16 protein-coding genes are annotated in these 15,837 nt (G+C 36.6%); 12 read left to right on the top strand and 4 right to left on the bottom strand.

What is annotated here, in order from left to right; translation table 11 throughout:
- The first annotated feature begins 155 nt into the window (after positions 1–155).
- From AC3RVG_RS04475 to AC3RVG_RS04450, 6 genes are all read left to right on the top strand, one after another.
- A complete protein-coding gene (locus AC3RVG_RS04475) occupies positions 156–1,379 on the top strand; it encodes an O-antigen ligase family protein (RefSeq protein WP_489690247.1) in 1,224 nt (407 codons plus the stop codon).
- A gap of 124 nt (positions 1,380–1,503) precedes the next feature.
- The gene (locus AC3RVG_RS04470; RefSeq protein ID WP_489690246.1) at positions 1,504–2,817 is read left to right on the top strand and encodes a UDP-glucose dehydrogenase family protein; all 1,314 of its coding nucleotides are present in this window, start codon (positions 1,504–1,506) and stop codon (positions 2,815–2,817) included.
- Positions 2,814–3,800 (top strand): UDP-glucuronic acid decarboxylase family protein, encoded by a 987-nt coding sequence (locus AC3RVG_RS04465; RefSeq protein ID WP_489690245.1) that lies wholly within the window; start codon positions 2,814–2,816, stop codon positions 3,798–3,800. Before AC3RVG_RS04470 ends, AC3RVG_RS04465 begins: the two co-directional genes overlap by 4 nt.
- A 5-nt stretch (positions 3,801–3,805) precedes the next feature.
- Positions 3,806–5,158: an exopolysaccharide biosynthesis polyprenyl glycosylphosphotransferase gene (locus tag AC3RVG_RS04460; protein ID WP_489690244.1), complete on the top strand. Its 1,353-nt coding sequence runs from the start codon at positions 3,806–3,808 to the stop codon at positions 5,156–5,158.
- Complete coding sequence (locus tag AC3RVG_RS04455; protein WP_489690243.1) at positions 5,127–5,957, top strand: glycosyltransferase family 2 protein; 831 nt, start codon at positions 5,127–5,129, stop codon at positions 5,955–5,957. The genes AC3RVG_RS04460 and AC3RVG_RS04455 overlap by 32 nt, the downstream gene beginning before the upstream one ends.
- A gap of 326 nt (positions 5,958–6,283) precedes the next feature.
- A complete protein-coding gene (locus tag AC3RVG_RS04450) occupies positions 6,284–6,595 on the top strand; it encodes a hypothetical protein (protein ID WP_489690242.1) in 312 nt (103 codons plus the stop codon).
- A gap of 14 nt (positions 6,596–6,609) precedes the next feature.
- Here AC3RVG_RS04450 and AC3RVG_RS04445 read toward each other — a convergent pair whose 3' ends face one another.
- Positions 6,610–7,245 carry a 2OG-Fe(II) oxygenase gene (locus tag AC3RVG_RS04445; RefSeq protein WP_489690241.1) on the bottom strand — a complete coding sequence of 212 codons (636 nt, stop codon included), beginning with the start codon at positions 7,243–7,245 and terminating at the stop codon, positions 6,610–6,612.
- A gap of 210 nt (positions 7,246–7,455) precedes the next feature.
- Here AC3RVG_RS04445 and AC3RVG_RS04440 point away from each other — a divergent pair, with 210 nt between their 5' ends.
- From AC3RVG_RS04440 to AC3RVG_RS04430, 3 genes are read left to right on the top strand one after another with little or no spacing between them, the layout of a single operon-like run.
- Positions 7,456–7,905: a 6-pyruvoyl trahydropterin synthase family protein gene (locus AC3RVG_RS04440; protein ID WP_489690240.1), complete on the top strand. Its 450-nt coding sequence runs from the start codon at positions 7,456–7,458 to the stop codon at positions 7,903–7,905.
- 24 nt (positions 7,906–7,929) lie between these two features.
- Positions 7,930–8,355: a hypothetical protein gene (locus AC3RVG_RS04435; protein WP_489690239.1), complete on the top strand. Its 426-nt coding sequence runs from the start codon at positions 7,930–7,932 to the stop codon at positions 8,353–8,355.
- 29 nt (positions 8,356–8,384) lie between these two features.
- Positions 8,385–9,146 carry a UDP-2,3-diacylglucosamine diphosphatase gene (locus tag AC3RVG_RS04430; protein WP_489690238.1) on the top strand — a complete coding sequence of 254 codons (762 nt, stop codon included), beginning with the start codon at positions 8,385–8,387 and terminating at the stop codon, positions 9,144–9,146.
- A gap of 69 nt (positions 9,147–9,215) precedes the next feature.
- Here the strand turns inward: AC3RVG_RS04430 and recJ are convergent, their stop codons facing one another.
- Positions 9,216–10,907 (bottom strand): single-stranded-DNA-specific exonuclease RecJ, encoded by a 1,692-nt coding sequence (gene recJ, locus AC3RVG_RS04425; protein ID WP_489690237.1) that lies wholly within the window; start codon positions 10,905–10,907, stop codon positions 9,216–9,218.
- Positions 10,908–11,065: 158 nt separating this feature from the next.
- Here recJ and AC3RVG_RS04420 point away from each other — a divergent pair, with 158 nt between their 5' ends.
- The 3 genes from AC3RVG_RS04420 to AC3RVG_RS04410 all read left to right on the top strand — a co-directional run bounded on the left by AC3RVG_RS04420 (position 11,066) and on the right by AC3RVG_RS04410 (position 14,751).
- Positions 11,066–12,556: a T9SS type A sorting domain-containing protein gene (locus tag AC3RVG_RS04420; protein WP_489690236.1), complete on the top strand. Its 1,491-nt coding sequence runs from the start codon at positions 11,066–11,068 to the stop codon at positions 12,554–12,556.
- A 41-nt stretch (positions 12,557–12,597) separates the two neighbouring features.
- Positions 12,598–14,070: a T9SS type A sorting domain-containing protein gene (locus tag AC3RVG_RS04415; protein ID WP_489690235.1), complete on the top strand. Its 1,473-nt coding sequence runs from the start codon at positions 12,598–12,600 to the stop codon at positions 14,068–14,070.
- Positions 14,071–14,154: 84 nt separating this feature from the next.
- The gene (locus tag AC3RVG_RS04410) at positions 14,155–14,751 is read left to right on the top strand and encodes a carboxymuconolactone decarboxylase family protein (RefSeq protein WP_489690234.1); all 597 of its coding nucleotides are present in this window, start codon (positions 14,155–14,157) and stop codon (positions 14,749–14,751) included.
- Positions 14,752–14,797: 46 nt separating this feature from the next.
- Here AC3RVG_RS04410 and rsmI read toward each other — a convergent pair whose 3' ends face one another.
- Together rsmI and AC3RVG_RS04400 are read right to left on the bottom strand one after the other, a co-directional pair.
- Positions 14,798–15,469, bottom strand: a complete 672-nt coding sequence (gene rsmI, locus AC3RVG_RS04405) for a 16S rRNA (cytidine(1402)-2'-O)-methyltransferase (RefSeq protein WP_489690233.1) — start codon at positions 15,467–15,469, stop codon at positions 14,798–14,800.
- Positions 15,470–15,472: 3 nt separating this feature from the next.
- Positions 15,473–15,829, bottom strand: a complete 357-nt coding sequence (locus AC3RVG_RS04400) for a DoxX family protein (RefSeq protein WP_489690232.1) — start codon at positions 15,827–15,829, stop codon at positions 15,473–15,475.
- Between the last annotated feature and the right edge of the window lie 8 nt (positions 15,830–15,837).

Below are 15,837 nucleotides of genomic sequence, written 5' to 3'. Positions count from 1 at the left end.
TTTTTACATTTTTTCTGAAACAGAATTTTTCTAATACAGCTATTGACAAGAGAATATCGAAGCCCAATTCATATCTAATATCTCCTATCAAATATCTAATATCTCCTCAGAGTTTTCTATCTTCCCCTAAAATTTAGAAATTAGATTACTGAACAATGAGGATACTGCTCGCTGCCATATACCCCTATGCTTTTTTATTGCTCTATCTCATTATTCCATTTGATAATTACATCAGGGCGCTTCCTAATATCCTTTTAGCAATTTTGGTAATTGCCTTTCCATTTATTGTAAAAAAGGAGGATTTCAAAAGACTAAAATCACTTCCTATTGCAGTATTCCTGTTACTTTTTGTATACCTCTGCGTTAATTCGTTTAGCAGCGGTAGGTTGCCTGAAGATTTCAACATAATCAAAAAAGTTTTAATTGCTGTTGGGCTCGCAATTCTTTACATCCCAATTGCAGATGTTAAAAAGATTAATAGTGCAGTAATATTTTCGGCGCTAGCGGCTATTATTTTCTCGGTTTATAATTTTGTGCTGATTACGGATGCAACGGGAAGTTTCGCATTAGGTGACTCCCCACAAGTTATAGAATCGTTATTGATAGATAGACTGTATTTAGGGCTTTTAAGTACCTTCAGTATTTTAATTTCCTTTCAGGGAATTCAGAAAAAATACCACCCAAATAACAATTATTATTTAGCAAATATCTTGGTCAATGCATTATTTATCATTTTGATTGCTTCTAAAATTGCCGTTATTTCTTTATTTGTGCTAATACTAGTTAGACAATTTTACGGGCAGCGGAAAAAATGGAAAATTGGAATTGCCATAGCAACAATTGCAGCTATAATAAGTTTGTTCTTTTTAATTAAGAACGAAAAGAGTATTCAATTAAGTCAAGTAGGAAACCCACGACATACGCCGGCCTTTATAGAAAAATCGCTGACCTATGATTTGCGCGCCGTGGTTTGGAATTGCGCACAAACCATTATAAATGAGGAAGGATTTATTTTAACAGGCTTTGGTTTTGATGCCACTAAAGATGAGTTGGTATCTTGTTATGAAACCCAAATTTCCGATTTAAATAAAAGGGAAAGATTTATTTCCGAACGTTATAATACCCATAATCAGTTTGTGGATTTTTATCTAAGTGCAGGTTTTATAGCGCTGTTGCTTTTCATAATATTTATTACCGTAAGTTTTATATCAACCAGAAAACAATTTTTCCCTACGGCAATGTTGGCAATATTGCTAATGTATTGTATGGTTGAAAATTTATTTCACAGACAAATTGGAGCTTACTACGTGGGGTTCATTTTAATTGTTCTAATAACAACTGCTAAAACAGCGGAAAACAACGACCTAAAAAAGATATAAAAAGAATTGCAAATTGTACTTTTGCAATCGTTAATTTAAAAAAATACCATCACAATTTTCCCTAGTATCGCTCACTGATTAAAACTGATTAAAAGCGAAGGGTAGTTGAAGGGTAAACATAATTATGAAAATTTCAGTAATAGGAACTGGCTATGTTGGCCTTGTAACGGGAACTTGTTTAGCCGAAACAGGAAACGATGTAGTTTGTGTTGATATAGATAAAGCGAAAGTGGATAAAATGCGCAATGGCGAAGTGCCCATTTATGAGCCACATTTAGATGTTCTTTTTGAAAGAAACATAAAGGCCAATCGTTTAAAATTCACAACTTCGCTCGATGAGGGATTGGAGCACGGCGAAATTATTTTTCTGGCCCTTCCAACACCTGAGGATGAAGATGGGTCTGCAGATCTTTCATATGTTTTGAATGTTTCGGAAGAAATAGGTAAAAAAATTAAAGAATACAAAGTAATCGTAGATAAAAGCACCGTGCCAGTAGGTACTGCAGAAAAAGTACGTAGCATTATTGCGAAAAATGCCTCCTGTGAATTTGATGTTGTATCCAACCCTGAGTTTCTTCGGGAAGGATTTGCAGTAGACGATTTTTTAAAGCCGGAACGCATCGTTGTCGGTTCAAGTAGTGAAACAGCAACTGCGCAAATGAAAAAGCTTTACAGCCCGTTTGTACGCTCTGGAAATCCAATAATAATTATGGATGAAAAATCTGCTGAACTCACAAAATATGCTGCAAACTCATTCTTGGCTACCAAAATCACTTTTATGAACGAAATTGCCAACTACTGCGAAAAAGTTGGTGCCGACGTAGATATGGTTCGTGCAGGAATGGGAACCGATAGCCGTATTGGAAGACGTTTTCTTTTTCCAGGAATTGGTTATGGCGGCTCTTGCTTTCCAAAAGATGTAAAAGCGCTCAAAAAGGCTGGAAAAGATGAAGATTATGATTTCAAAATTTTGAATTCGGTAATTGAAATCAATTCAGCACAAAAAACAATTTTGTTGCCCAAAATTGATACTTATTTCAACAACAATTTAAAAGGTAAAACAATCGCTATTTGGGGATTGGCCTTTAAACCCGAAACGGACGACATTCGCGAAGCCCCTTCAATAGATATGATGGAAGGATTGCTGAAAGCAGGTGCAAAACTTCAGGTTTTCGATCCTGAGGCAATGAAAAATATTGAGAAACGTTTTGGAGATAAATTAAAATATTCTGAATCTATGTACGCTGCGTTAGAAAATGCAGATGCTTTGTTAATCTGTACCGAATGGAGTATTTTCCGTACCCCAGATTACAGCAAATTGAAGGAATTATTAAAAAATCCAGTTATTTTTGACGGAAGAAATTTATACAATGTAAATGATATGGAAGCAGAAGGAATTACCTATGTTTCTGTTGGAAGAAAGGCAGTGAATTTATGAAGAAACGCGTCCTAATTACTGGTGCTGCTGGATTTTTAGGCTCGCACCTTTGCGATAAGTTTATTGCCGAAGATTTTCATGTAATAGGGATGGACAATCTCATTACTGGCGATCTTAAAAATATAGCCCATCTTTTTAAGCTGGAAGCTTTTGAATTCTATCATCACGATGTTACTAAATTTGTACACGTTCCTGAAAAAGTAGACTATATACTTCACTTTGCATCGCCAGCAAGCCCAATTGATTACTTAAAAATACCGATCCAGACCCTAAAAGTTGGGTCATTAGGTACTCACAATCTTCTTGGTTTAGCAAGAGAAAAAAATGCTCGAATCCTTATTGCTTCAACATCTGAAGTTTACGGAGATCCCCAAGTTCATCCTCAAACGGAGGAGTACTTCGGAAACGTAAACACCATTGGCCCTCGAGGAGTTTATGATGAGGCAAAGCGATTTCAGGAATCTATTACAATGGCCTATCACAGATTTCACGGTTTAGAAACACGTATTGCGCGTATTTTTAATACTTATGGACCTCGCATGCGACTAAATGACGGTCGAGTAATACCTGCCTTTATTGGGCAAGCTTTACGTGGAGAAGATTTAACAGTTTTTGGCGATGGCTCTCAAACTCGTTCATTCTGTTATGTTGATGATGAGGTTGAAGGATTATACCGATTGCTAATGAGCGATTACCCATTGCCAGTAAATATTGGCAATCCTGAAGAAATTACCATTCTTGATTTTGCGCAAGAAATAATCAAATTAACTGGCACACAGCAAAAAATTGTTTTTAAACCATTACCTCAAGACGACCCTATGCAACGCGAGCCAGATATTTCTAAAGCGAGAGAAATATTGGGTTGGGAACCTAAAGTGTCAAGGGAAGAAGGTATGAGAAAAACATTCGAGTATTTTAAAAGTCTTTCTAAGGAAGAACTAACAAAAAGCGAACACAAAGATTTTTCAAAGCATAATAAATAATTTAAATGTTTAAAAGCGGAAGATATTCAGGATTGTTAAGGCCTATTTCATATGGAATAGACTTGTTCTTTATCCATTTTTTTGCGTTTGAGTTTTTCGATCAGCCTTTTCCTTATTTTAACTATGTAATGTTTTTAACAGTTGCATGGCTATTACTATCAACGCGTTCAGGATTTTACGAAATATATCGATTTACACATCTCGCAAAAATTATTTCGCTTATTGGAAAACAAGGAATCATTTTCGTTCTGATGGTTTTTTCCTTTTTTGGTTTTTATAATGAATTGCCAACTTCGGCCTCTACAATTTTTGAATACATTCTTTTAGTACTGATATGTGTTACAATAATGAAGTTGAGCGTTTTCTTTCTTCTCAAGAAATATCGTTTGCATCTAGGTGGTAACGTTAGAAAAGTAGTAATTATAGGTCTTAATCAAAAAACCGACTTACTGCGCAAGTTCTTTCTCGACAATCCAGTCTATGGTTATAAACTTTATAAAACCTTCGATTTAAAAGGTCCTAACAAGGTTTCTATTGAAGAGTGTATGGAATATATTATGAAGGAAAATATTGATGAGGTTTACTCTTCAGTTGCAGAAATCGGCAATAAGGACCTTATAAAATTGATTGATTTTGTAGATAATAACCTCAAAATTTTAAAATTTCTTCCAGATAATAAAGAGATATATAGTAAAAAACTTGACTTTTCATATTACGGAGTGCTGCCTATTCTCTCTATGCGAAGAATACCTATAGACGAACCTTTTAACAAGTTTTTAAAACGGAGTTTTGACATTATTCTTTCCCTTTTAATTATTGTTGGAATACTGTCCTGGCTCACACCCCTGCTCGGTTTGTTAATTAAGTTAGAGTCCAAAGGCCCCGTATTTTTTAAACAAAAAAGAAACGGATTAGACTACAAGGAGTTTTATTGCTATAAATTTCGAAGTATGATCCCCAATCCAATGGCTCACCTACACCAAATTACTAAGGGCGATGAACGTGTAACAAGGGTCGGTAGAGTTATTAGAAAAACTAGTATTGACGAATTACCGCAATTTATTAACGTACTTAAAGGTGAAATGTCTGTAGTAGGGCCACGCCCGCATATGGTTAGTCATACACATATGTATGCAGAAAGAATAGATAAATTTATGGTGCGCCATTTTATTAAGCCAGGAATTACAGGCTTAGCGCAAATAAGTGGATTTCGCGGAGAGGTAGAAGATGATAACCATATTATTAACAGAGTTAAGTTCGATATTTTTTACCTTGAAAACTGGAGCCTATTCCTCGACATAAAAATCGTTTTCCAAACTATCATCAATGCAATTAGAGGGGAAGAAAGAGCGTATTAATGTAAAAGAGAACCCGCTTGTTTCAGTAATAATGCCGGTTTATAATTCTTCAAAATTTGTTGCGGAAGCTATTGAAAGTGTACTTGCACAAAGTTATAGTCACTGGGAACTTATTATAGTAGATGACGCATCTACCGATGGCACCTCAAAAATTATTGATAAGTTATCTTTCTCACACCCCCGAATCCAATTCTTAAAATTATCAACCAACCACGGTCCTGGCTATTGTAGAAATAAAGCCACAGAAATGGCTCAAGGCGATTATATAGCATTTTTAGACTCGGATGACCTTTGGGCGCCAAATAAACTTTTAGTTCAGCTAAGCTATATGCAAGACGCGAATTGCGCCGTTTCTTTTACAAGTTATCTTCACGTAAATGAAACGGGAAATCTGCTCGATAGACGGGTTAAAGCAATGTCCGTGCTTACTTATAAAAAGCAACGCCGTAATAACTATATCGGTAACCTAACCGGCATGTACCATGCCTCCAGCATAGGAAAAATCATGTCGCCAGAAATACCCAAAAGACAAGATTGGGCGCTGTGGCTCGAAGCCATTAAAAGAAGTAAAAAACCAGCAAGGGGAATCATTCAAGATTTAGCATTTTATAGAATTAGAAAAGATTCGATGAGTGCAAATAAAATAAGTCTTTTAAAGCACAATTTTAATTTTTATAAAACTCATTTGGGGTATTCAATACCCAAATCCCTCTTTTTTATGAGCTTGTTTTTATGGGAATATTTTTTTATCCGCCCAAAATTTATTGAAAGTTTTGATGTTTCTACTCTTGACTCTTAATACATGTTCCCTATTTAAAAATGCTTAAAAAGAGAAAAACTAAATAAAATTGTAGAATGGTTTTATCGTTTTAAAAAAATCCAAGACGCAAGTGAAAACCTTACTTGAAGGTAATCCAAAATTCATATATTTGGTTTTGAAAGAATGATGTTTATAAATAATTACACCCTTTTATTCTTTAAATAATTGAATATGGATTGGTTAAAATTTATCGGTGGCCCTGGCCTTTTTTTAATATTGGCAGTTTTAGTAATTGCCGTAGTTATTTATCAAAAGCTGAAAAAACGCTAAATTCTTTGTATTTTTTACTTTGAAAATATATCGTCGTGAAAACACCTTCTGAAATCTTCAAAAACAATCCCGAATTGCTGGAAAATTCTTCTGTAAAAGAACTTGTTTCGGAATATGAAGGAGTCTGCGATGCACTTATAGATTTGCAGCAGGTTTCAGAAATGAACAAAGAAAAATACCTGAAAATTCTTTTACTCGAAATCCGTCAAAGTATTTCGATGGAGTTAAAACGCGATTTGGAAGCTGAACGCTTTGGTGAAAGTGAGCGTGTAAATTTTAAAGAAGCCATAGAAAATCTTCAAGATTACATAGCCGAATACTGCCGCGATCACAAGATTTACCTTTAATCTCTCATATCTAGTTAGCGCGTTTTCAGCCAACCTGTTATGCTCATGCGCTCCGAAGCTTTTACCACTTTTACTTCGTGTTCCAAAATTTGACTTTCAAAAATAACCACCCGCCCAGGGAGCGGTAAAATATCCAACGCCTCATTTTCCTTGTAAATCGTTAGCTCTCCTCCATTTTCGCGCGGCCAGTTGTCTTCGTTTAAATAGCAAACAATAGAAAGTTTGCGGCGGTCGTCGTTTTGAAATGTGTCTAAATGTCTTTTGTAAAAAGTCCCTTTTGGATAAACAGCGTAATGAAACTCTTGGCGAAGAATGCCCAAAAAGCAAGTTCTGTTGAGGTAATTAACCAATTCATTTATTTTTTTGAAGAATAACTGCTCTGCTTCATTGGCGTTTTTTTCATCCATCCATAGAATAAAATCGCCACGGATGGTTTTGTCAATTTCTTCGTTTGTGTGATTGCCAATAGCCGATTTTTTAAAGCGATCTGCTTCGTATTTTGCATGTAACGAATTGCGCAAAATAGCAACTTCTTCCGAAGAGAAAAAGTCGTTTACAATACAATATTGCTGTTGAAGCAAGTTGTCTATAATAGTTTCGAACAACGGATTTTCAACAAATTCTATTTGTTCAAAGAGTTCTTGGGTCATTTATTTTACTTTAAAAAAGCGGGCAAATATAGTGTAGAAATCGGTGATTTTATACAAGTGTAAAAAGAAGCATTTTTCTTCCGAAAAAATTTACATTTTTACAGATTTAACTACTGTTGCTTTCAGTCAAAACTACGCCTTATTTATTCGAGAGCTATGTGCTAATGTCTGGCCGAAGAAAATTGTATCTTTGTTGCCCAATTTCACCACATGAATAACATACGCATCACCAAGATTTTTTCTTTTGAAACAGGTCACGCACTTTATGGCTACGATGGCAAATGCAGAAATGTGCACGGCCACAGTTACAAACTATCCGTTACTGTAATTGGCACTCCAATTGCCGATAGCGACAATGTTAAGTTTGGAATGGTAATAGATTTTAGCGACCTAAAAAGGATTGTAAAAGAAGAAATTGTGGATGTATTTGATCACGCAACTGTTTTCAATAAAAATACGCCTCACGTAGAATTGGCGAAAGAATTGAGCGACCGCGGACACAGTGTGCTTTTGGTAGATTACCAGCCCACTAGCGAAATGATGGTAATAGATTTTTCAGAAAAAATAAAGAATCGTCTGCCGAAAAATATCACTCTACACTCTTTAAAACTTCAGGAAACCGACAGCAGTTATGCGCAGTGGTTTGCAGGGGATAATTAATTTTAGCTTCGCTATCTAACATTTATGAAATTCGTTGCAGAAAATATGATTAAAGATTTTAATATCGCTGTTTACGAAAAAGTGTCTAAAACGGTTAATTTAAATTTTAAAGGACAAATAAAGAACAGCGGAATTGTTTTAGAGGAATTTTATAAAATGTATGATTTGGTAAATGACAAAGAATTTTTTCTTTTGACAACAAATATTGGTGGTATACGGTTTAATACCCAACAAGAGTTTATTCAAAAATTTATTGAACTGATTAAAAAAAATTTGGTTGAACTAAACGAACAATTTGACGAGATTAAACAAAAACTAAATCAGCCGTTCCCAGATGAAGATTTTATTAATATATTAATTGAGGAAGTCGATTATAAGGGAACAAAGCAATTAACTCTATTAAAAAAGTTTCGCACATTTAGAACTGAATTGCCTAACATAAATCAATAATCGTAAATTGAACTTCCGAAAGATCTCATATGCAAATCCCGCAAGGCAAAAAAATTTACTTCTCTAGCGATAACCATCTTGGTGCGCCTACACAGGCCGAAAGCCTTCCGCGCGAAAAGATTTTTGTGAAATGGCTCGACACCATAAAACACGATGCCGAAGTAATTTTTCTGCTCGGCGATCTTTTCGATTTTTGGTTTGAATACAAAACCGTGGTTCCAAAAGGTTTTGTACGCGTTTTAGGAAAACTTGCTGAGCTTCGCGATAGCGGAATTCAAATTCACTTTTTTGTAGGAAACCACGATTTGTGGATGCACGATTATTTTGAAAAGGAACTAAACATCCCTGTTTATCACGATCCGAAAGAATTTGTTTTCAATAACAAACATTTCTTTATTGGTCACGGAGATGGAAAAGGTCCGGGAGATAAAGGCTATAAACGGATGAAGAAAGTTTTCACTAATCCATTTTCGCAGTGGCTTTTCCGCTGGTTGCATCCCGATATTGGGGTGCGCTTAGCACAACATCTTTCTGTAAAAAATAAATTGATTTCGGGAGACGAAGACAAAGAATTTTTGGGAGGAGAGAAGGAATGGTTAGCGCAGTACGCCAAACGAAAATTAGAAACTCAGCATTTTGATTATTTCATCTTCGGTCACCGCCATTTGCCTATGGAAATAAAAGTGGGTGAAAATTCAGCTTACTACAATTTAGGCGATTGGATAAATCATTATACCTACGGCGTTTTTGATGGGAAAAATTTTGAATTAAAAGAATTTAAATCACAATAAATATTTTGTTTTTGTCGTAGTAGGGTCAAGGCATGCCTTGACCCTACTACGACAAAAATGTACCAAATATTATTCCCGAATATCCTTTAACCGTAATTGCAAACTCACATTCCCTTGCCATTCGTTTTCATCGATGCAAAAGGCCGCTTTAAATGGTTTTCCGCTGCAAGCGATATCGCTTTTTTCAGCCATGCTAAAACCTATCCCAGTAAATTGATTGGAATTCCCCTGCTTCACCACAACCCGTAGATGCGTTTTATCTTCGCCCACACATTTTCCCCAACCAGTGTCCATTAAATTTTGTGTCATAAAAGTTGGCGTCATATTTCCTGGGCCGAAGGGGGCGAATTGTTTTAAAATTCTGAAGAATTTTGGAGTAATGTCTTCCAGGTTTATTTCTGTGTCTATTCTAATTTCGGGAGTAAGTAAATGAGGATCGATGGTTTCTGAAACCACGCGTTCAAATTCATTTTTAAAGTTTTCGTAATCTTTTTCGAACAACGTCAAACCCGCGGCATACATATGTCCGCCAAATTGTTCAATATGTTTGGCGCAGCTTTCCAAAGCATTATAAACATCAAACCCTTTTACGGATCGGGCGGATGCAGCAAGCTTTTCGCCACTTTTAGTGAAAACTAAAGTTGGGCGATAATAGGTTTCTGTCAAACGGGAAGCCACGATGCCAATAACCCCTTTATGCCAGTTTTCTTGATAAACCACGGTGGTCATCCGTTCTTCCTCTTTATTTGCAATTATTTGTTGAAGCGCTTCTTCGGTAATTTGTTTGTCGGCCTCGCGTCTGTCTGTATTAAAAGTTTCAATTTCCGAGGCAAAAGTTTCGGCTTTTTCAGAATCAGTTTCCGTTAATAATGTTACGGCATGATTGCCGTGTTTCATTCTTCCGGCGGCATTTATGCGTGGAGCGATGATGAAAACCACATCGGTAATTGTGAGGGTTTCCTTTTTTACTTGCTTTAAAATTGCCAAGATTCCCGTTCGCGGATTGCTGTTAATTACTTTCAATCCATAAAAAGCTAGGATTCTGTTTTCGCCGGCCATAGGAACTATATCTGCAGCAATTGCAGTTGCAACCAAATCTAAATAAAGCAGCAAATCCTCAATTTGTAAGCCTCTTTTACCAGCCAAAGCTTGGATCAATTTAAATCCAACACCACAGCCGCAAAGTTCTTTGTACGGGTATTCGCAATCTTCCCGTTTTGGATCGAGGACTGCAACGGCTTTGGGAATTTCCTTCCCCGGACGGTGGTGATCGCAGATTATAAAATCTACATTTTTTTCGGAAGCATACGATACTTTTTCAATGGCTTTTATGCCGCAATCTAAGGCAATAATAAGTGCAAAATCATTGTCCTGAGCGTAGTCAATTCCTTTATACGAAACTCCGTAACCTTCGTCATACCTGTCTGGAATGTAGGTTGAAACATTCGGATAATAACTTTTTAAATAGGAAGAAAGCAAAGCTACACTCGTGGTTCCGTCAACATCATAATCGCCGTAGATTAAGATGTTTTCTTCGTTTTCAATTGCCTTTTCAATTCGGGTGACAGCTTTATCCATGTCCTTCATTAAAAATGGATCGTGAAGATCTTCCAAACTTGGGCGGAAAAATTTTTGTGCTTCTTCAAAAGTTTCCACACCGCGCTGAATTAAAAGTGAAGCAATAATTGGTTCAACTTTTAAGGCTTTTGAAAGTGAATTCACTTTTTCGGAATCGGGTTTTGGTTTTAGGGTCCAGCGCATAAACTTCGTAAATTCCAAATTTTGGAATGGTTGTGAGTATTAAATAAAGGGAGAGCTGTAAAATTACAAAATTTCGAGAAGCGGGTGGCTATTTCTAATAATTGATAATTTACTATCTTGTACGTATAATTCTCCCCATAATCTTAAGTTTTAAAATTATGAAATCACTTTTACTTTTTTTTGCGGTATTAGCTACTACATTTGTGGGAGCCCAAGATGGTGGGATAGACACTTCTTTTGGCAACAATGGAACTGTGCAAACAGATATTGATGGCGATACAGACTTAGCTATATCAATAACCCAGCAAGCGGATGAGAAACTTTTAGTGGCGGGGCAGTTTAAAATACAGGGACAAGCTTTTCCTTCCATCGCCAGATATAATCTTAACGGTACTTTAGACACTTCTTTCGGAACTAATGGCGTATCAATTTTTAGTGGTTCAGGTTATGAGGATGAATATTATAGAAAAGTTTTAAGCCAAAGTGACGGTAAAATTGTTGCTAGCGGATTATTTTCTTCGACCGCTAATTCTGAGTTTGTAGTCAACAGGTTTTTAGCCGATGGCTCAGTAGATACTGGTTTCGGGAATAATGGTGAACTAATAGTATTTCCGGAAAACATTTATAGCGGCGAGATGGTACTTTTTAATGATGATTCGCTTCTAGCAGCGGGTAGGTTATTTGAAAATGGAATAGCTAAAATTGGTTTAAAAAAATATTTGCCCGATGGAACTTTAGACCTTTCTTTTGGAAATAATGGAGTGGTGATATCAGAAGTTGGGAATGAATCAAACAGCGCAAAGAAGGCCGTTATAACTACGGATAATAAAATAGTGGTGCTTGCAGAAAGTCAAGATAATGGCGTGTCTTCTCAAGTGTTATTGCGCTACTTGCCCAATGGTGCGCTGGATACTTCTTATGGCAGTAATGGGATAGTGAGCATAGTGAATGACCCCGATTTTTCATCAAAAAATATTGCACTTTACGATGATGGTAAAATTGCAGTTCACAGTTCCTTTTTTGATTGGCAATCGAACGTAATTACTAATCTAATTTTCAGATTCCTACCCGATGGAAGTTTTGATACATCTTTTGACAGCAATGGATATTTAAACCCGAATAGGAATAATTTAGCTATCAGTAAAATTGAAATTCAACAGAACCAACGATTATTAATTTTTGGAGAACTCACTGATTTTTTTGAGGGTGGCGGACCGTTTTTTATAAAGCGGTATTATATTGATGGTAATGTAGATACAGGTTTTAACTTCGTCATAAATTCTTCTGAGTATTTTGTAGCCGATATGTTAATTCAACAGGACGGTAAAATTACGTGTTTGGCCAATACGGCATGGTACAACGGGCAAGAAGATATAATTATGGAGCGTTACATTAATGATCCATTATCAACTCCAGAATTTGAAACTAATAAAATAGCTATTTACCCAAACCCCTCAAACGGAATTTTTACTATTGAACGTGAAATATTTTCTGAAACAACACCTTTCCAAATAACAGATATTACAGGAAAAATCATCACTTCGGGTGAATTGACTGAAAAGCAATCACAACTAAATCTTTCTGCTGTACAAAGCGGCGTTTATTTTCTGAAAACTTCAAACAGTGTGTTTCGTTTACTGAAGAATTGAGTTGAAAAGAGTTTCTTCGGAAGCATCAAAACTTGAAAATTATGAAAACACTTCTACTTTTTTTAATAGGAATAATTTCAACACTTACTTATTCGCAGGATGGCACATTGGATACATCTTTTGGGAATAATGGCTATGTTGTAACAGATTTTTTTGGAAGAGGAGACAGAGGCTCTTCAGTTGCAATTCAAGCCGATGGTAAAATTGTTGTTTATGGAATTGCAATTCATCCAAATAATTATTTTGTTTATGGTCTTGTTCGTTATACTCCGGATGGAACTTTAGATACTACTTTTGGCACAGATGGATTGGTAACTACACAAATAGGAAATAACTATCACGAGTACTTTAATTCACTACACATTCAGCCCAATCAAAAAATTATAACCTCCACCACATTTTTTGAAAACGGAGAAGTAGGTTTTCTATTAGTCCGCTATTTGCCGAATGGCGATTTGGACACTTCTTTTGGGATAGACGGAATTGTTAAAACAACTTACGCTGAAGATTATCTAAGCGCTACTGTTTTACTTCTCGACGATAAAATATTGGCTGGAGGAAGTTCTACAGATGGAGGTGACAAATCCATTTTATTAGTAAAATATTTGCCCGATGGATCACTAGACACCTCATTTGGCATTAATGGAAGTATCACACAATTTATAAATAATGACTCTTTTAAGGTTTTTGGAATTAAAGTGCAAAGCGATGGTAAAATTTTAGTCCCTTATAAAACCGAAGTGAATTTTGTAAAAAAATTCCAATTTGCCAGATTTTTACCAAATGGCGATTTGGACAATGATTTTGGTGTAGATGGCATTGTTGAAATAGAGTCGGCGAGTGAGGTATTTCATTCATCTATTACTATTCAAGACGATGGAAAAATACTAATGTCGTTGAGAACACAACCCGGAACTTCAATAAAAAGAATGCTGCCAACTGGTGAAATTGATGTTTCTTTTGGGGACAATGGTACGGTAGTTATTGACGGCGATATATTTACTGCGCTTAAAATTTTGGTCCAGCCAGATAACGCCATCATTGTTTTTGGTATCACGTTTGGCTTTGAACCCGATTTTAATCGTACCTATAGATTTAATTCTGATGGTATACTTGACACCACTTTTGGCACAAACGGCTTCACTGAAATGGGTTTCGAAGGTGCCGATATTGCTTTACAGCAGGACGGAAAACTAGTAGTGGCGGGCAACACATTTTTTTATAGCGGTAGCGAAAGTTTTGCTGTGGGAAGGCTTAACAATGGCCCTCTAAGTGTTTCTGAATTTGAAAAGGACGATTTAACTATTTACCCAAACCCCTCAAACGGTATTTTCACTGTTGAGCGCGAAATATTTTCTGATAAAACAGCATTCCAAATAACAGATATTACAGGAAAAATTATTGCTTCGGGCGAATTAACCGACAAGCAATCACAAATAAATCTTTCTTCAGCACAAAGCGGATTATATTATTTAAAAACTTCGAATAGTGTTTATAGACTGCTGAAGAATTAAAGGCTTTTTTGGAATTTGGAGATTATCTTTTGGTATTTGCCATCGGCAATTCCTATCTTCGAATAAAATATCTAAAAATTACCGATGGCTTTAGTAACACCACTTTCCCCAAACCACGACGCCGATACAAAACAATTGGCCGAATTTTTCAATGAAACACTTGGTTTTTGCCCCAACAGCGTGCTCACTATGCAGCACCGTCCGGCGATAAGCAAAGCTTTTATCAACCTCAACAAAGCCGTAATGGCGAATGAAGGCAGTGTTTCTTCAGCTTTAAAACGAATGATTGCGTGGGTAAGCAGCAACGCAACTGGTTGTCGCTACTGCCAAGCACACGCCATTCGCGCTGCTGAACGCTATGGAGCAGAGCAGGAGCAACTAGATAATATTTGGGAATACAGAACCCATTCTGCTTTTTCGGAAGCTGAGCGTGCTGCGCTCGACTTTTCTTTAGCTGCGAGCCAAGTGCCAAATGCTGTGAATGATGAAATTAAGCAACGACTTTACAAATACTGGAACGAAGGTGAAATTGTAGAAATGCTCGGTGTTATTTCGCTCTTTGGCTATCTAAACCGTTGGAACGATTCTATGGGAACTTCAATTGAAGATGGCGCAGTAGAAAGTGGCGAGCAATATCTTGGAAAGCACGGGTGGAATAAAGGGAAACACGGCGAATTTTAGATTTACGATTGTAGATTTTTGATCGCAGAAGTGCTTTAAAAAAATTTTATTTCTTCCCCGAAACAACAACAACTATCTCCCCTTTTGGCGGCTTATTTTCAAAATGTTTTAAAACTTCTTCCGCAGTGCCGCGAACGGTTTCTTCGTGTAGTTTTGTGATTTCTCGGGAAACAGAAACTTGTCTTTCGGCGCCAAAATATTGCACAAAATGGGCAAGAGTTTTCAGCAGTTTGTGTGGCGATTCGTAAAAAATAATGGTTCGGGTTTCTTCGGCTAAAAGTTCGAGGCGAGTTTGTCTGCCTTTTTTCACAGGAAGAAATCCTTCAAAAACAAATTTATCGTTCGGAAAACCGCTGTTTACCAATGCTGGAACAAAAGCGGTAGCGCCGGGAAGACAGTCAACTTCAATACCCGCTTCCACACAAGCTCGGGTTAATAAAAATCCAGGATCGCTGATGGCTGGAGTTCCTGCATCGCTTATTAGCGCAATGTTTTCACCACTTTGAATTCGTTTTACAATGCCTTCCACCGTTTTATGCTCGTTGTGCATGTGGTGCGAATGCATTTGGGTGCCGATTTCAAAATGTTTTAAGAGTTTTCCGCTATTGCGAGTGTCTTCGGCGAGTATTAAATCTACTTCTTTCAGCACTTCTACGGCGCGAAAGGTCATATCTTTTAAATTACCGATTGGAGTAGGTACTAAATAGAGTTTTCCCATAGTTTATGCGCGAACAGTTTTTCCGAAGAAATAAGAGGTAAGTAATAGTAAAATTCCTATCAAAGGGAGCGTTATTCCAGGGTCATCAATTCTGTAATGGGCAAAGCAAGCCAGAACCATATCGAAAAATAGTCCGGCATAAGCCCATTCCATTACCCATTTTGGCTTTCTAAGTAGGATAAAAACAATAGCAAAGATTTTCGCTAGTGCCATCGGAATAACCAAATAGGTGGGATATTGATAGTCTTGATAATAACCTTCAATCACCGCTGTATCGGTTAAATACATGATGGCAGAATACAGAAATAATGCGCTAAGCAGCCCTGTGGCTATCCAGTATATTGTTTTTTGAGGAGTCATACGTTGGG

This window comes from Aequorivita sp. IT1282 (genome assembly GCF_058068205.1).
The sequence above is the reverse complement of the archived record's forward strand: the minus strand, read 5'-3'. Positions and strand labels throughout refer to the sequence as shown.